The organism is Planctomycetota bacterium, assembly GCA_016872555.1.
Lineage (GTDB): Bacteria > Planctomycetota > Planctomycetia > Pirellulales > UBA1268 > F1-20-MAGs016.
This window is the reverse complement of sequence record VGZO01000068.1, coordinates 1-14,763: the sequence shown is the minus strand read 5'-3', so window position 1 is coordinate 14,763 and position 14,763 is coordinate 1. Positions and strand designations below refer to the sequence as shown.

Sequence of the window (14,763 nt, the reverse complement as noted above, 5' to 3'; positions counted from 1 at the left end):
GAGCGCTTCGTCGCGCGACCGTTCCCGAACCGGTTCTTCACCAGCCGCGACGGCCCGCGCGACCGGCAGCCGTTTTTCACCGTCGTGGTCGCTGCCGGCCCCCCGGGCGCGCTCCCCGCGCCTGTCGCGCCGCCGGGGCCCGTGGCCGCCGCGCCGCTCCCCGCCCCGGCACCCGCCCCGGCCGGGCCGAGGCCGGCGCTCGTGATCCGCGACGAATACGGCGTAACGCTTGAAGCGTTCGACCTCGCCGCCGCGCGCGGCGAGACGATCGGCTTCCTGGTGCCCGCGCCGCCGGAGCGTGTCGCGGTGACGGCGGGACCGGCGCGCGTCGCGCTGTCGGCCGGCGTCACGGTGGCCGGCACGGTCGATCCGCTCGTGCCGGTGGGCGCGCCCGGCGACGCGGCCGCGGGGGCGGCGCACACGTTCGTCGAGCTCCACGTTCCCCACGACGCCCCGGCGGGCGGGCATCCGCTCTCCCTCCGGGTTGACGGGCAGACGCTGTCCGGGCGGTTGACGGTGTGGAACTTCTCGCTTCCCGACCGGCTGTCGTTCATCCCGCAGCTCAACGCCTACGGGCTGCCGCCCGGCGACGAATTCGCCTGGTACCGCCTCGGCCACGCCCACCGCTGCACGCTCGACGTGCTCCGCTACAACTGGCGCGGGCGCGTCGACGGGCCGCCGGCGATCGCGTCCGACGGGACGTGGGACTGGAGCGCCTGGGACGCCCGGTTCGGCCCGCTCCTCGACGGCACGGCGTTCACCGGACTGCCGCGCGGCACCGTACCGGTCGAGGTCTTCTACCTGCCGCTCAACGAGAACTGGCCGCTCGACCACGAGCGCCACTTCCGCGGCGGGTACTGGATCGAGTCGGCCTACGACGACGCCTACTGGGAGGGCTTCCGCGCCGCGGCCGCCGAGATCGCCGCGCACGTCGACCGACGCGGGTGGCGCGAGACGCTGTTCGAGTTTTATCTCAACAACAAACTGACCAACAAAAAGGACCGCTGGGACCGCTCGTCGGCGGCGTGGGTCTTCGACGAGCCCTCCAACACCCAGGACTTTTGGGCGCTGCGGCGTTTCGGGCTCGAGTTCTGGCGCGGCGTGGCCGGCCATCCAGGGGTGCCGATGGCGTTTCGCGCCGACATCTCGCGGCCGCAGTGGCAGCGCGATCTGCTCGACGGGGTGACCACCGAGGAGGTGATCAGCGGGGCCCTGCGCGAGCACGCCGCGACGGTCGCCGAGCGGCTCGGACGCCAGCGTGTGTTCGTGAGCATGTACGGCGAGGCCAATCCGCCGGGGACGCCCAACGCGACGGTCGCCGCGTGGTGCGTCGAGGCCTGGTCGCTCGGTGCCGACGGCGTCGTGCCCTGGAACTCGATCGGCCGGCCGGAGAGCTGGGCCGCACCCGACCCGACGGCGCTGCTCTACCCGACCGCGGCAGGCCCGGTGCCGAGCCTCCGCCTCAAGTGCCTGCGGAGCGGCCAGCAACTCGCGGAGTACCTGACGATCTTCGCCGCGGTCGAGGGGATCGACCGCCGGGCCTTGGCCGCGGCCCTCGCGGACAACCCCGCCTTCCACGCCCGGACCGTGAAGCGCTCCGAGGCCGACGCGGGCCGGAGCGTTTACCCCGACGACGTCCATCGCGAGCTGGTCGCCCTGCGCCGCCGTCTCGGCACGGCCCTCGACGCGAGGGCACCCGCGCCGCGCGACCGCTGGCACGATCCGCGTGCACCGCGGCCGGGCCCGGCGCCGGTGATCGAGCCGCTGCCCCGCCCGGAATCGAATCGGCCCGCCGGGTGATCCGGGCTCAACTCGACGCGCTGCGGTACTTCGACAACGCCGCCTGGAACACGAGCCGTGACACGACGAGCATCACGGCGGCGGCCAGAACCGCGCCGCCGACGAGCGTCCACGACCCCGCGGAAAACGGCTGGGCGATCACACGCGCCGGCACGTTGACCACCAGGAGGATCGGGATCACGAACGTGCAGATCATCCGGATCGGCCCGCCCCACGGTCCCGCGTAGATCTCGGCGGGATAGCGGGAGAAGTTGGTGAGGTAGAACCAGAAGTCGTAGAGGCTCTGGTTGCGGCCGAGGAGGATCGTCGCGGCGGCGAGCATGATGATCAGCGCGTAGAGGATCGCGACGCCGCAGACGACGAGGAGCGGATAGAGGAACCAGGCGATCGCCGGCGGCGGTGCGGTGAACCGCGACACCGCCCAGCCCAGCAGCCCGACGCCCACCAGCCCGTTGGCCAGCGACGAATACTCGACGCGGTGCAGCGAGAGGAGGAATTGCGCGTCGAGCGGCTGGACGAGCACCGAATCGAGCCCGCCGCTGCGGACCATCTCGGTGAGCTCCTCGGCGCTGGGCATGAAGAACGCCTGGACGATCGAATTGACGATCAGGCCGGTGGCGACGAAGGCGAAAAACGGCTCGCGTGTCCAGCCGGTGCCCCGGCCGATCTCGGGGGTGAACGTGAACACGAGCAGGTAGAAGGCGAGGTTCATCGACATCCACCCGAGGCTGGTGACGCACTCGAGGAGGAAGTTGGCCCGGAACGTCATGTCGCGGACCAGGCAGGCGCGGGCGAAGGTGAGGAAGATGCCGAGGTAGCGCCGCATGTCAGCCCCCGAAGGCGCTGTAGCGCCGCGTGCCGCGCCGCCAGGCGAGCCGGCAGCAGAGGGCCATCGCCACCACCCAGCCGGCCTCGATCGCCAGCGCCCGCACCAGCGCCCAGCCACGGACCTTCCCGAGCCAGACCGCCGCGGGAAAGTAGGCGGTGTATTCGAAGGGGAGCCAGCGGACGAGGTCGGCGAGGCTCGCGCCGGGAATGCCGGTGGGGATCCCGGTGAGCATGTCGATCGGGAACATGTGCCCCGACAGCAGGTACTGGACGAGCATGTAGGCGAAGATCACGCTCGACACCTCGAGGAACCAGAACCCGAGCATCCCCAGCGTGGCCTCCATGAAGAACCCGAGGAGGAACGACAACACGAGGGAGAGGACGAACGCCGCCACCGTCGTGGCGTCGGGGAGCGGCGGAAAGAACCCCCGGCAGACGATGAAGATCGCGGCGAACGGCAGCGCGGCGACGAGGTAGTAGACGAGTTTGTGGGCGATCCGGGCGGCGAGGAGGTAGCCGACGTAGTCGACCGGCTGGACGAGGTACTTCTTGATCGAGCCGTCGCGCACGCTGCGTGCGATGCCGCCGGCCAGCCCCGGCATGCTCGAGAAGGCCCGCGCCACCATCGTCAGCAGGTAATAGGCGACGATGTCGTCGCGCGAGTAGCCGGCGATGTCGCCCCGCGCCGTCGCCCCGAACACGGCGGTCCAGAGGAACACCTGGGTGACGATCGGGAGGAAGCGCATCGCCGTGCCGAGGATGAAGTCGCCCCGGTAGGCGAGCCGCTCCTCGATGCAGATCGAGAGCATCGTCCACCAGGCGCGCAGGCCGGCGAAGGGACGGGCGGCCGTCTCGCTCATGCGCCGGGCTCCGGGGCGGCGCTGGCGCCGCGGAACAGCCCGGCGACGATCTCCTCGAGCGGCACGTCCTCGACCGAGATGTCGCGGACCGGCTCGTCGCGGAGGAGCCCGGGGAGCACGTCGGCGATCCGGTCGCGGTCGATCCGCAGCGTGACGCGCGGGCCGCGGATCTCGCAGGGGAAGCCGAACCGCTCGATCCGACCTCGGTCGGGCGTCTCGTCGAGGTCGAGGGTCACGATCTTGTGGCTGGTGAAGCGGTCGACGATCCCCTCCAGCGACCCGTCGTAGAGGATGCTGCCGCGGGTGATGACGACGAGCCGCTCGCACAGCGCCGCGACGTCCTTCATGTAGTGCGTCGTGAGCACCACCGTGACGTGCCGCTCGGTGCGGACGTGGCGGAGGAAGCGGTGGATCGTGTGCTGGGCGACGACGTCGAGGCCGATCGTCGGCTCGTCGAGGAACAGCACCTCGGGCTCGTGGAGCAGGGCGGCGACCAATTCCAGCTTCATCCGCTCGCCGAGCGACAGTTCGCGGACCGGCCGGTTGACGAGGCCGCCGACGTCGAGGAGCTCGACGAGCTCGTCGCGCGTCCGCGTGAACCGCGCCGGCTCGATGCGGTAGATCTCGCGGTGGAGGCGGAAGCTCTCCGCGGCCGGCAGGTCCCACCACAGCTGGTTCCGCTGCCCCATGACCAGGGCGAACCGGCGCCGGAAGGCGTCGGCCCGCTCCCAGGGGACGTGTCCGAGGACGGTGGCGGTTCCGGCGGAGGGGGTGATGATCCCGGAGAGGAGCTTGAGGAACGTCGTCTTGCCGGCGCCGTTGGGCCCCAGCAGGGCGACGAATTCCCCGCGCTGGACGGTGAGATCGACTCCGCGGAGGGCATCGACGACCCGCGATTCGCGGTGGAACAGCCCGCGGATGCTCGCCGCCAGCCCCTCCCGCTTGTCGAAGACGCGGTATTGCTTGGCGAGACCGTCGACACGGATCACCGTCGCGTCACCGGCGGCCGACGGGGAGTTGTCCATCGCCGGAGTATAGGGGAAAACGGCGTCTCCCCACCCCGGAGCCCCGAGCCATGTTCCGCGTCGGCCTCGGCCACGACACCCACAGCCTCGGTCCCGGCGAGGCGTTGGTGGTCGGTGGGGTGTCGATCCCGCACGACCGGATGGCGCTGGGCCACAGCGACGCCGACGTCCTCCTCCACGCGATCACCGACGCCGTCCTCGGGGCGGCCGCGGTCGGCGACATCGGCGAGCTGTTTCCCGACACCGACCCCGCCAACCGCGGCCGTGATTCCGCCGACATGCTCCGCCGCGCCCTCGAACGGGTGACGGCGGCCGGCTGGAGGATCGTGAACCTGGATTGCGTGATTCTCGCCCAACGCCCCAAAATCCTCCCGCACCGTCCCGCGATCCGCCGCCGGATCGCGACGATCCTCGGGATCGACGAGGCGGCGGTGTGGCTCAAGGGGAAGACCGGCGAGGGTGTCGGGCCGATCGGCCGGGAAGAGGCGATCGGAGCCGAGTGCGTGGTGCTCGTGGAACGGATTCCGGGCGGTGGGCCGGCTGACGCGACGAAGTGACCAGCGGAGGCGCGATGACGACGACGGCGACGGGGGCGGCGCTGCCGCCGATCGAGGTCTACAGCACGCTCTCGCGCGCCAAGCGCCCCCTGGTGACGGTCCGGCCGGGGCACGTCGGCATGTACCTCTGCGGGCCGACGGTCTACAAACCGAGCCACATCGGCCACATGGTCGGGCCGGTGATCTTCGACACCGTCAAGCGGCACCTCGTCTATTCGGGCTGGCAGGTGACGTGGGTCGTCAACGTCACCGACGTCGACGACAAGATCATCGCCGAGAGCGGGGCCCGCGGCACGACGATGGCGGAGCTCGCCGAGGAGATGACGGCCGACTACCTCGCCAACCTCGCCGCCCTCGGCGTCACGGGGATCGACGTGATGCCCAAGGCCACCGAGCACATCGGCACGATCATCGCCTTCATCGAGGGGCTCGTCGCCAAGGGGTGCGCCTACGCCGCCGACGGCGACGTCTACTTCGACGTCACCAAGGACGCCGACTACGGCAAGCTCACCAACCGTTCGGTCGAGCAGATGCAGGGGGAAGGGGGCTCGACCGCCGAGCGGAAGCGCTCCGCCGCCGACTTCGCCCTGTGGAAGAAGGCCAAGCCGGGGGAGCCGTCGTGGGACAGCCCGTGGGGACCGGGGCGGCCGGGCTGGCACATCGAGTGCTCGGCGATGAGCAAGGCGATCCTCGGCGAGCAGTTCGACATCCACGGCGGCGGCCTCGACCTCGTCTTCCCCCACCACGAGAACGAGATCGCCCAGAGCGAGTCGCTCCACGACCGGCCGATGGCGACCTATTGGATGCACAACGGCCTGATGCAGGCGTCGGGGGCGGCGGGCAAGGTCGGTGGCCGTCCGCGCGGCGAGCCGGGCTCGGCCGACGACGCCGCCGCCCAGGCGGCCACGAAGATCTCCAAGAGCACCGGCGCCGAGCCATTCAAGAATCTCCTCGCCCGCCACCGCCCCGAGGCGATCCGCTTCCTCCTCCTCTCGACCCACTACCGGTCGCCGATCGCCTTCGGCGAGGAGGCGCTCGGCGAGAGCGCCCGGGCGCTGGAGGCGTTCGAGCGGCTGTTCCAGCGGTTCGAGCGCCTTGCGGGGAGGAAGTTCTGGGCGCTCGCCGCGCGCGACCGCCGCACCGGGGATGCGGCGGTGGGCGGTGCGGAAGCGACGGCATTGCGCCGGAAGTTCCTCGAGGCGATGGACGACGACTTCAACACCGCCGGCGCGATGGCGACGCTGTTCGATTTCGTCCGCGTCGTCAACAAGTTCATCGACCAGCAGGGGATGGAGAAGCAGGCCACCCCGGCCGACACCGCCGCGCTCCTGTCCCTGATGGAGACGCTCCGCGAACTGACCGCGGTCCTCGGCCTGTTCCTCGTCGAACCGAAGGCGAAGGCAGCGGGCGGCGACGAGGATCTCGTGGGCAAGCTGATGGAGTTGGTGCTCGAGATCCGGGCCAACGCCCGCAAGGCGAAGGACTTCGGGACGGCCGATCTGGTCCGCAACAAGCTCACCGCGGCGGGGATCGTCCTCGAGGACCGCGCCGACGGCACCGGGTGGTCGCGGAAGGAGTGAGCGGCTGGCTGCCGACCGCCTCCTTCACTTCGAGAATTCGACGACGACGGGCGCGTGCCCGCTGCCGGAGGCCTCGGCCGCGGCCATGTCGCGGATCTCCTGGCTGATCTTCATCGAGCAGTACTTCGGCCCGCACATGCTGCAGAAGTGGGCGCTCTTGAAGGTCTCCTGCGGCAGCGTCTGGTCGTGGTATCTCCGCGCCGTCTCCGGATCGAGGGCGAGACGGAACTGCTCGTTCCAGTCGAAGGCGAAGCGGGCCCGTGAGAGGGCATCGTCGCGCTGGCGGGCGTTCTTGCGGTGCCGGGCGAGGTCGGCGGCGTGGGCGGCGATCTTGTAGGCGATCACCCCCTGCTTGACGTCCTCCGGATCGGGGAGGCCGAGGTGCTCCTTCGGCGTCACGTAGCAGAGCATCGCCGCGCCGCTCCAGCCCGCCAGCGCCGCCCCGATGGCGCTGGTGATGTGGTCGTAACCGGGGGCGATGTCGGTGACGAGCGGCCCGAGCACGTAGAACGGCGCCTCGTCGCATTCCTCCATCTGCCGCTTGACGTTCATGTCGATCTGGTCCATCGGGACGTGCCCCGGCCCCTCGACCATCACCTGGCAGCCCTTCGCCCAGGCCCGCCGCGTCAATTCGCCGAGGACGTGCAGCTCGGCGAACTGCGCCTCGTCGCTGGCGTCGGCGATGCTGCCGGGGCGCAGCCCGTCGCCGAGGCTCCAGGTGACGTCATAGGCCCGGAAGATGTCGCACAGGTCCTCGAAGTGCGTGTACAGCGGGTTCTGGAGGCGGTGGCTCATCATCCACCGGGCGATGAGCGAGCCGCCGCGGCTGACGATCCCCGTGATCCGGTTCATCGTCAGGTGGAGGTGTTCCTGGAGCAGCCCGGCGTGGACCGTCATGTAGTCCACCCCCTGCCGCGCCTGTTTCTCGCACATGTCGAGGAAGTGCTGCGGCTTCATGTCCTCGATCTCGCCGCCGAGCTCCTCGAGCATCTGGTAGATCGGCACGGTGCCGATCGGCACCGGCGAGGCGTCGATGATCGCCTGGCGGATGCGGTCGATGTCCTTGCCCGTCGACAGGTCCATGACCGTGTCGGAGCCGTAATGGACGGCGAGGTGGAGCTTCTCGAGCTCGGTGGCCTCGTCGCTGGTGACGGCCGAGTTGCCGATGTTGGCGTTGATCTTCGTCCGCGCCGCGATCCCGATCCCCATCGGCTCGAGTTTCTTGCCGAGGTGGACGCGGTTGGCCGGGATCACCATCCGCCCGCGGGCGACCTCGGCACGGATCGTCTCCTCGGGGAGATCCTCACGGCCGGCGACGAACCGCATCTCGGGGGTGATCTCGCCGGCACGGCCGCTGTCCAGCTGGGTCATCGCACTCTCCATCACGGGGAAGGGTCTGGGAGCCTAGCAGACGGACGGCGGCGGCGCGGCTCACAACGTCTTGAGATACTCGAGCACCGCGGTCTTTCCCTCCTCGTCGAGGACGTCGGGGAAGTCATGCCCCGCCGCCGACTTGCCGGGCCGCGTGGTGTCGAAGTGGCGGCGGCGTTCGACCGCCGGCAGCGCCCCGGCCGCCAGGGCGGGCAGTTCCTCGACGACCAGGCCGACGCGGTCCCGATCGTAGCGCGCCTGCCCGTCGCGGCGCCAGACGACGGGGCGGGCCGCAGGCCGGAGCAGATGCCAGAGCGTCGGCACCGAGCCGTTGTGGAGGTAGGGGGCGCTGGCCCAGATGCCGTCGAGCGGCGGCGCCACGTAGCCGGCCGGCACGTCGCTCCCCGGGCGCGGTGCGGGCACGCCGCGCCCGAACCAACTCCCGGCGAGGCTCCGCCGCTGCTCCGCCGACAGCGCCGCGAAGCGCACCGGGTCGGTGCCGATCTCGTCGAGCGGCACGACGCGCTCCGGGTAGCCGTCGGCGACGGAGCGGTCGCGCGACGGCGCGCCGTGGCACTCGGCGCAGTGGGCGGCGTACAGCCCCCGCCCCCGGGCCGCGAGCGCCGTGTCGACCGACCACGGCCACGATGGAGGCTCGAGCGACTCGAGCCAGGCCTCGACATGCCGGTAGTCCTCTTCCCAGGCGGCGAACTGCCCCGGGCCGTTTTCCTTGACGAGGAGGAACTGCATCAGGACGCGGTGCCCCTTGGGGGCGAAGGCGTCGGCATACAGCTGACGGCGGCGGCTGTAGTGCCACCATGCCGGGGCGTCCATGTCGTGGTGCGGATAGGAGAGCTGCGGCGGGGCCGGGACGAGGTTGAGGTCGGCGTCGCGGTGGCGCATCAGGGCGACGCCAAAGACGACCGCGTTGGTCGTGCCCGCCGTGGTCCCCAGCGGGATGAGGAGCGATCCGAGGTCCATGTGGGCCAGCGGCTTCCGCGTCGCGATCTTGACCTGCCTGACCTCCTCGGTGAGCGTCTCGAGGGCGTAGTCGGAGTTGGGAACACCGGCGATCGCCCGGCCATCGACCTGCCCCTGGTGGCAGGCGAGGCAGCTCATTGTCCACAGCCCCCGGTCGTCGACGACGTACTGGAGCGACCGGCTCGCGTCAGCCGGGTCGGCGACGAGGCCGTAGCGCTCCATTGCCATCCGCCGTCGCTCGGCGAGCGGCGCGGCCTCGGCCCGGGACCGGAGCGGTTCTTCCCAGGTCGTCCACAGCTGGTCGAACACCTCCTGGTCGAAATCGGCGGGGAGGTAGGCCTTGGTGCGGAGCAGCTCGAAGCCGCGCTGCGGATCACCGTGGCCCGCGTCGCCGGCCACGGCCGTGGCTGCCATGGCCGTGGCCAGCGCAAAAGCGACCACCGCCCCGCGCGCACGACGCCTCTGCCCGACGGCAACGCCGTCGGTGGTCGAGGGCAGACGTGGGTCTCCCGGCTCGTTCATGGCATACTCGGCAGGGTCTGGCGATCGTCTCGAAGTATAGGCGGCGCGGCGGCTCGGACCGCCGGCCGGGGTGCCGTCCGGCCGGGCACGAGCGGATCGCCACCTGCCCTCCGTCGCGATCGGCGCCGTCGCATGGTCACCGCCAATCCGCTGCTGATCCCCGAAATCCGCCTGATGCTGGCGGAGGGGGACACCGCCGGCCTGCATGACGTCGCCTCGGAACTGCACCCCGCCAGCGTCGCCGAGTTTTCCGAGGGCCTCGACGACGACGAGATCTGGCGCCTTCTCGCCGCCGTGCCCCATGAACGGCAGGCGGAGATCTTCCCCTATTACCCGATCGCCCGTCAGGTCCGGCTCGTCGAGACCGCCGACAACGACCGCCTCGGGCCGCTCATCGAGGCGATGGCGGCCGACAACCGGGCCGACCTGCTCCGGGCCCTCGACGATGACAAAGTCGAGGCGATCCTCCCGCTGGTGGCCAAGGCGGAGCGCCACGACATCCGCCTCCTCCTCTCCTGCCCGGAGGGGTCGGCCGGGGCGTTGATGACCACCGAATACGCCTCGCTGCCGGCCGACGTCACGGCCGGCGAGGCGGTGGCCCGGCTCCGGTCGCAGGCCCCGGCGACCGAGTCGATCTACTACATCTACGTCCTCGATGCCCAGCGCCGGCTGGTGGGGATCGTCTCGCTCCGCAGCCTGATCCTCGCCCGCCCGACCGCCCTCGTCACCGACCTCATGCAGCGCGATCCGATCCGGGTCGGAATCACCGCGCCGCGCGACGAGGTGGTGCAGAAGCTCGCGCGCTACGACTTCCTCGCGATCCCCGTCGTCGACGACGACGACCGGCTCGTCGGCATCGTCACCCACGACGACGTCCTCGACGCGGTGCGCCAGGAGGCGACCGACGACGCCCAGCGGATCGCCGCCGTCTCCCCCCTCGGCGAGAGTTACCTCGACGCCGCGGTGAGCACGATGACCTGGAAGCGCGGGGTGTGGCTGACGGTGCTGTTCGCCACCGCCGCGCTCACGGCGATGGTCCTCGCCAAGTCGCCGATCCCCCATGCCTGGCTGATCCCCTTCATCCCGCTGGTGATCGCCAGCGGCGGCAACTCCGGCAACCAGTCGGCGACGCTCGTGATCACGGCGCTGTCGACGGGGGATTGTCGGCTGGAGGACTGGCCGCGGATCCTCCGCCGCGAAGTGGTCCTCGGCCTCCTCCTCGGTGCGCTGCTGGCGGTGCCCGGCTACCTCCTCGCCCTGGTCTACGCGCCGACGGCGACGGCGGCGCTGGTGATCCCCCTGACCGTGATGGCGGTGGTGATGTTCGGGTCGCTCGTCGGCTCGGCCCTGCCGCTCGTGTTCCGTTCGGCAGGTCTCGACCCGGCGTTGATGAGCAATCCCTTCGTATCGGCGATCGTCGACGTCGTCGGGATCGTGATCTACACTCTCGTCGCCATGGCGATGCTGGGGTGACTGGCGGGCCACGGCCCCCTTCGTGGGCAGACGCGTGCCATGGCCTGGAACGTCCTCCTCACCGCGCGGGCGGGCCACGAAGCCGGCGCGGAAGCCCGGGCCGTGTTGGCCGAGGCCGGCTGCACGGTGACCGTCGCCGAGCCGTTCGGCCCGCTCGCTGCCGACGCCCTGGCCACCGCCGTCGAAGGGCACGAGGCGGTCCTCGCCAGTTCCGACGACTATTCCGCGGCCTTGTTCGCCGACCCGCGCACCGCGGCGCTGGCGTGCGTGTCGCGCTGGGGCGTCGGGCTCGACTGCGTCGACCTGGCCGCCGCCACACGCGCCGGCGTCGTCGTCTGCAACACCCCCGGACTGCTCGACGAGGCCGTCGCCGATTACGCCTGGGCGCTGCTGTTCGCCGTCGCCCGGCGCGTCACCGCCGGCGAGGATCTCCTCCGCGCCGGGCAGTGGAGCGTGGCCTGGGGGCACGACGTCCACGGCAAGACGCTGGGGATCGTGGGCTGCGGCCGGATCGGCCGGGCCGTCGCCAGGCGCGCCGCTGGCTTCGGGATGCGGGTCCTCGGCCACGACCCGTTCGCCCCCGCCGACGGCGTCCCCGGCGTGGAACTGGTGCCGCTCGAGCGGCTCCTCCGCGACAGCGACTTCGTCTCGCTCCACTGTGCCCTCTCAGCCGCCAACCGGGGGATGATCGGCCGGGCCGAACTGGCGGCCATGAAGCGCTCGGCCTACCTCGTCAACACCGCGCGCGGGGCGCTGGTCGACGATGCGGCGCTGGTGGCGGCGCTGGGCTCGGGCGCGATCGCCGGCGCGGCGCTCGACGCCTTCGCCGCCGAGCCGCTGCCCCAGTCGAGCCCGCTACGTGGCTCCCCGCGGCTGCTGATCACACCCCACCAGGCCTTCAACTCCGTCGAGACCTGCGAGCGGGTGAGCCTGGCGGCGGCCGAAGCGATCGTCGACCTCATGGCCGGCCGGCGACCGCGCTTTCTGGCCAATCCCGACGTGCTCCGCTCCCCTGCCCTCCGGGCGCACGTCGACCGGGTCGGCTGACCGAGGAACCGATGCGCACCAATCCCGTCCGCGAGAAGCTCCGCCGCGGCGAGCCGAGCGTCGGCACCTGGCTGTGCCTGCCCGACCCGACCGCGGCCCGGCTGCTGGCCTGCGTCGGCTTCGACTGGCTCACCGTCGAGCTGGAACACGCGCCGATCGGCATCGAGACCGCGGTCCACTCGTTCGGCGCCGTCGCCGCCCAGGGGGCGCTCGCCGAGCGCGACGGGGGAACGGGCACCGTCCCGCTGGTGCGGGTCCCCCTCAACACCGTCGAGAACATCAAGCGCGTCCTCGACAACGGTGCCTACGGGATCGTGGTGCCGATGGTCAATTCGCGCGCCGAGGCCGAGGCGGTGGTGGCGGCGGCCCGCTATGGCCCGCTCGGTCGCCGTTCGGTGGGCGGCTTCCTCCACGCCGTCAACTTCCGCACCGATCCGGGCACCTATTACGACCGGGCCAACGACCAGATCCTCGTCGTCGTCCAGGCCGAGCATGTCGACGCCGTCGAGCGGGCCGACGAGATCCTGTCCGTGCCGGGGATCGACGCGTTCTTCGTCGGCCCCAACGACCTCCTCAAGTCGATGGGGCGCAGGCCGGCGATGGACAGCGACGATCCGGCGTTCGTCGCGGCTCTCGACCATCTCCTCGCGATGGGGAGGAAGCACGGCGTGGCGGCCGGCATCCACACCGCCGACGCCACGGCGGCGCGGCGCCGCATCGACCAGGGGTTCCGGTTCGTGGCGATCGCCAGCGACGTGGCGCTGCTCCTCGCCAAGGCCCAGGCGGAGCTCGCCGCCCTCGGCCTCGGCACTGGAGCGCAGGTGGTGCGCTACTGAGCCCCGGCGGACCGGTTCCGCCTCATCCGGGCAGGTCGTCGCAAGCCCCTGCGGGCCAGCGGTCGGCCGGCTCCCAGCCGAGGAGGACGCGCACCGGCTCGGGATCGAAGATCGCGATCTCCTCCGGGAGGCTCGAGACGAAGACGACGTGGTGCCCGACCGGCAGAGGCCGCTCGACGGCGGCGGCGACGAACGTGCCGGCATCGCGCGGCGAGAGGTAGCAGTGCGGGCCGTGGAAGCTCTCCGCCAGTTCCGCGGCGTGGTCGCGCGTCCGCGGGCACCAGCCGAGCCGGGCCGAAATCACCGGCCGGCCGGTGACTCGGGCATGGATCGCGCCTGCCGCCTCGAGCGCCACCTTCGTGACTGCATACCAGCCGCGTGGCGAGAGCGGATCGCCGACGCGGATCGGCCACGGTCCGTCCTGCTGCTGGATGAAGTTCACTTGCCCGGAGCTGGCGAGAATCACGCGCGGCACGTCGGCCGCCCGCGCTCCTTCGAGCGCGTTGTGGAGCCCGAGGAGGTTGTCGGGAAGGAGCCGGGCGGCGAAGTCGTCGTCGTCGGGGGTGGCCGCCAGATGGACGAGTGCCGCGACACCGCGAAACGCCGCGACGAGGCGCGGCAGGTCACCGAGGTCGGCGATGATCGACTCCCCCGCAGGCGACGGCCGGCGGTCGAGGGCGCGCACGTGCCAGCCACGGCCGACGAGCTCCCGGCAGGCGGCCCGGCCGAGACGGCCGGCCGAGCCGGTGACGACGACCGTCCGGAACGCCGCAGCCTCCACCGCTCCACTCCCGATCGGGTGGCTCAGTGGCCCCGCGCCGTGCTCCCCGTCGTCCGCTCCGGGATCCGCATCGCGTAGAACGACCGCCACACGAAGTACAGCGCCACGAGAAACATCACCGCGCCGGCGATGATGGTGTAGTCGGCGGGCTTGGCGTCGCCCGTCAGGGGCACGCCCGCGGTATCGACCGGGTGGCGCATCTTGACGGCGATTTCCACCGCCAGCAGGCCGAACAGCGTCGAGAACTTGATGATCGGGTTGAGGGCCACGCTCGTCGTGTCCTTGAACGGATCCCCGACCGTGTCGCCCACCACCGTGGCCGCGTGGAGCGGGGTGTTCTTCTCCTTGAGATCGACCTCGACGAGTTTCTTGGCATTGTCCCAGGCGCCGCCGGTGTTCGCCATCGAGATCGCCTGGAACAGGCCGAAGATCGCGATCGATACCAGGTAGGCGACGAAGAAGTTGGGGTCGAAGAGGGCGAAGGCCAGGGTGATCGCCATCAGGGCGATGAAGATGTTCCACATCCCGCTCTGGGCGTACTCGGTGCAGATCCGCACCACCGTCTTCGAGTCCTCGATGTCGGCCTCGGCCTTGTCGAGGTTCATGTTCTTCTTGATGTACTCGACCGCCCGGTAGGCGCCGGTCGTCACCGCCTGCATCGAGGCGCCGCAGAACCAGTAGATCACCGCACCGCCGCAGATGAAGCCGAGGAGCACCGGGGCGTCGGTGAGGCTGAGGGCGAGAAGGCCGTCCTTCTTGAGGGCGAGGATGATCGAGAAGATCATCGTCGTCGCCCCGACCACGGCCGTGCCGATGAGCACCGGCTTGGCAGTGGCCTTGAACGTGTTGCCGGCCGAGTCGTTGGCCTCGAGATAGTGCTTGCCCTGCTCGAAGTCGGGGCGGAAGCCGAAGTCGCGCTCGATTTCCTTCTCGATCCCGGGGAGCTTCTCCGTCTGGGCGAGCTCGAACACCGATTGGGCGTTGTCGGTCACGGGGCCGTAGCTGTCGACGGCGATGTTCACCGGGCCCATGCACAGGAACCCGAAGGCGACGAGGCCGAAGGCGAAGATCGAGGCATATTCCCCCATCACCTGATCGAGGC

The 14,763-nt window shown here is 71.0% G+C and carries 13 protein-coding genes; 6 read left to right on the top strand and 7 right to left on the bottom strand.

Translation table 11 applies throughout. The annotated features are described in order from the left end of the window. A partial coding sequence (locus FJ309_15730; protein MBM3956032.1) for a DUF4091 domain-containing protein occupies positions 1-1,800 on the top strand: 1,800 nt, incomplete at its 5' end. Between the two features lie 7 nt (positions 1,801-1,807). Here the strand turns inward: FJ309_15730 and FJ309_15725 are convergent. Genes FJ309_15725 through FJ309_15715 form a run of 3 tightly spaced genes read right to left on the bottom strand, consistent with a single transcriptional unit; the run spans position 1,808 to position 4,513 of the window. Next, entirely contained in the window at positions 1,808-2,626 is an 819-nt protein-coding gene (locus FJ309_15725; protein MBM3956031.1) for an ABC transporter permease, read from the bottom strand. Between the two features lies 1 nt (position 2,627). Then, positions 2,628-3,488 carry an ABC transporter permease gene (locus FJ309_15720; protein MBM3956030.1) on the bottom strand — a complete coding sequence of 287 codons (861 nt, stop codon included), beginning with the start codon at positions 3,486-3,488 and terminating at the stop codon, positions 2,628-2,630. Then, positions 3,485-4,513 carry an ATP-binding cassette domain-containing protein gene (locus FJ309_15715; GenBank protein MBM3956029.1) on the bottom strand — a complete coding sequence of 343 codons (1,029 nt, stop codon included), beginning with the start codon at positions 4,511-4,513 and terminating at the stop codon, positions 3,485-3,487. Before FJ309_15715 ends, FJ309_15720 begins: the two co-directional genes overlap by 4 nt. A 50-nt stretch (positions 4,514-4,563) precedes the next feature. Here FJ309_15715 and ispF point away from each other — a divergent pair, with 50 nt between their 5' ends. Beyond that, the gene (ispF, locus tag FJ309_15710; GenBank protein MBM3956028.1) at positions 4,564-5,070 is read left to right on the top strand and encodes a 2-C-methyl-D-erythritol 2,4-cyclodiphosphate synthase; all 507 of its coding nucleotides are present in this window, start codon (positions 4,564-4,566) and stop codon (positions 5,068-5,070) included. A 14-nt stretch (positions 5,071-5,084) separates the two neighbouring features. Next, on the top strand, positions 5,085-6,650 hold the full coding sequence (locus FJ309_15705) for a cysteine--tRNA ligase (protein ID MBM3956027.1): 1,566 nt from the start codon (positions 5,085-5,087) through the stop codon (positions 6,648-6,650). A gap of 24 nt (positions 6,651-6,674) precedes the next feature. On the opposite strand, the gene thiC is transcribed toward FJ309_15705, so the two are convergent. Together thiC and FJ309_15695 are read right to left on the bottom strand one after the other, a co-directional pair. Continuing rightward, a complete protein-coding gene (gene thiC, locus FJ309_15700) occupies positions 6,675-8,021 on the bottom strand; it encodes a phosphomethylpyrimidine synthase ThiC (GenBank protein ID MBM3956026.1) in 1,347 nt (448 codons plus the stop codon). A 60-nt stretch (positions 8,022-8,081) separates the two neighbouring features. Continuing rightward, the gene (locus FJ309_15695; GenBank protein MBM3956025.1) at positions 8,082-9,416 is read right to left on the bottom strand and encodes a cytochrome c; all 1,335 of its coding nucleotides are present in this window, start codon (positions 9,414-9,416) and stop codon (positions 8,082-8,084) included. 240 nt (positions 9,417-9,656) lie between these two features. On the opposite strand from FJ309_15695, the gene mgtE reads away from it, so the two are divergent. From mgtE to FJ309_15680, 3 genes are read left to right on the top strand one after another with little or no spacing between them, the layout of a single operon-like run. After that, the gene (mgtE, locus tag FJ309_15690; GenBank protein MBM3956024.1) at positions 9,657-10,997 is read left to right on the top strand and encodes a magnesium transporter; all 1,341 of its coding nucleotides are present in this window, start codon (positions 9,657-9,659) and stop codon (positions 10,995-10,997) included. A gap of 39 nt (positions 10,998-11,036) precedes the next feature. Further along, positions 11,037-12,044, top strand: coding sequence for a hydroxyacid dehydrogenase (locus FJ309_15685; GenBank protein ID MBM3956023.1), 1,008 nt, complete (start codon positions 11,037-11,039; stop codon positions 12,042-12,044). An 11-nt stretch (positions 12,045-12,055) separates the two neighbouring features. Next, positions 12,056-12,880: a 2-dehydro-3-deoxyglucarate aldolase gene (locus FJ309_15680; protein MBM3956022.1), complete on the top strand. Its 825-nt coding sequence runs from the start codon at positions 12,056-12,058 to the stop codon at positions 12,878-12,880. A 22-nt stretch (positions 12,881-12,902) separates the two neighbouring features. Here the strand turns inward: FJ309_15680 and FJ309_15675 are convergent, their stop codons facing one another. Both FJ309_15675 and FJ309_15670 read right to left on the bottom strand, forming a co-directional pair. Next, a complete protein-coding gene (locus FJ309_15675) occupies positions 12,903-13,661 on the bottom strand; it encodes an NAD(P)-dependent oxidoreductase (GenBank protein ID MBM3956021.1) in 759 nt (252 codons plus the stop codon). A gap of 23 nt (positions 13,662-13,684) precedes the next feature. Beyond that, positions 13,685-14,763, bottom strand: a 1,079-nt coding sequence (locus FJ309_15670; GenBank protein ID MBM3956020.1) for a sodium-translocating pyrophosphatase, incomplete at its 5' end; no start/stop codon positions are given.

Coding starts and splice junctions, on each gene's coding strand:
- FJ309_15725 (MBM3956031.1), bottom strand. CDS start 2,626: ATGCGGCGCTACCTCGGCATCTTCCTCACCTTCGCCCGCGCCTGCCTG.
- FJ309_15720 (MBM3956030.1), bottom strand. CDS start 3,488: ATGAGCGAGACGGCCGCCCGTCCCTTCGCCGGCCTGCGCGCCTGGTGG.
- FJ309_15715 (MBM3956029.1), bottom strand. CDS start 4,513: ATGGACAACTCCCCGTCGGCCGCCGGTGACGCGACGGTGATCCGTGTC.
- ispF (MBM3956028.1), top strand. CDS start 4,564: ATGTTCCGCGTCGGCCTCGGCCACGACACCCACAGCCTCGGTCCCGGC.
- FJ309_15705 (MBM3956027.1), top strand. CDS start 5,085: ATGACGACGACGGCGACGGGGGCGGCGCTGCCGCCGATCGAGGTCTAC.
- thiC (MBM3956026.1), bottom strand. CDS start 8,021: ATGACCCAGCTGGACAGCGGCCGTGCCGGCGAGATCACCCCCGAGATG.
- FJ309_15695 (MBM3956025.1), bottom strand. CDS start 9,416: ATGGCAGCCACGGCCGTGGCCGGCGACGCGGGCCACGGTGATCCGCAG.
- mgtE (MBM3956024.1), top strand. CDS start 9,657: ATGGTCACCGCCAATCCGCTGCTGATCCCCGAAATCCGCCTGATGCTG.
- FJ309_15685 (MBM3956023.1), top strand. CDS start 11,037: ATGGCCTGGAACGTCCTCCTCACCGCGCGGGCGGGCCACGAAGCCGGC.
- FJ309_15680 (MBM3956022.1), top strand. CDS start 12,056: ATGCGCACCAATCCCGTCCGCGAGAAGCTCCGCCGCGGCGAGCCGAGC.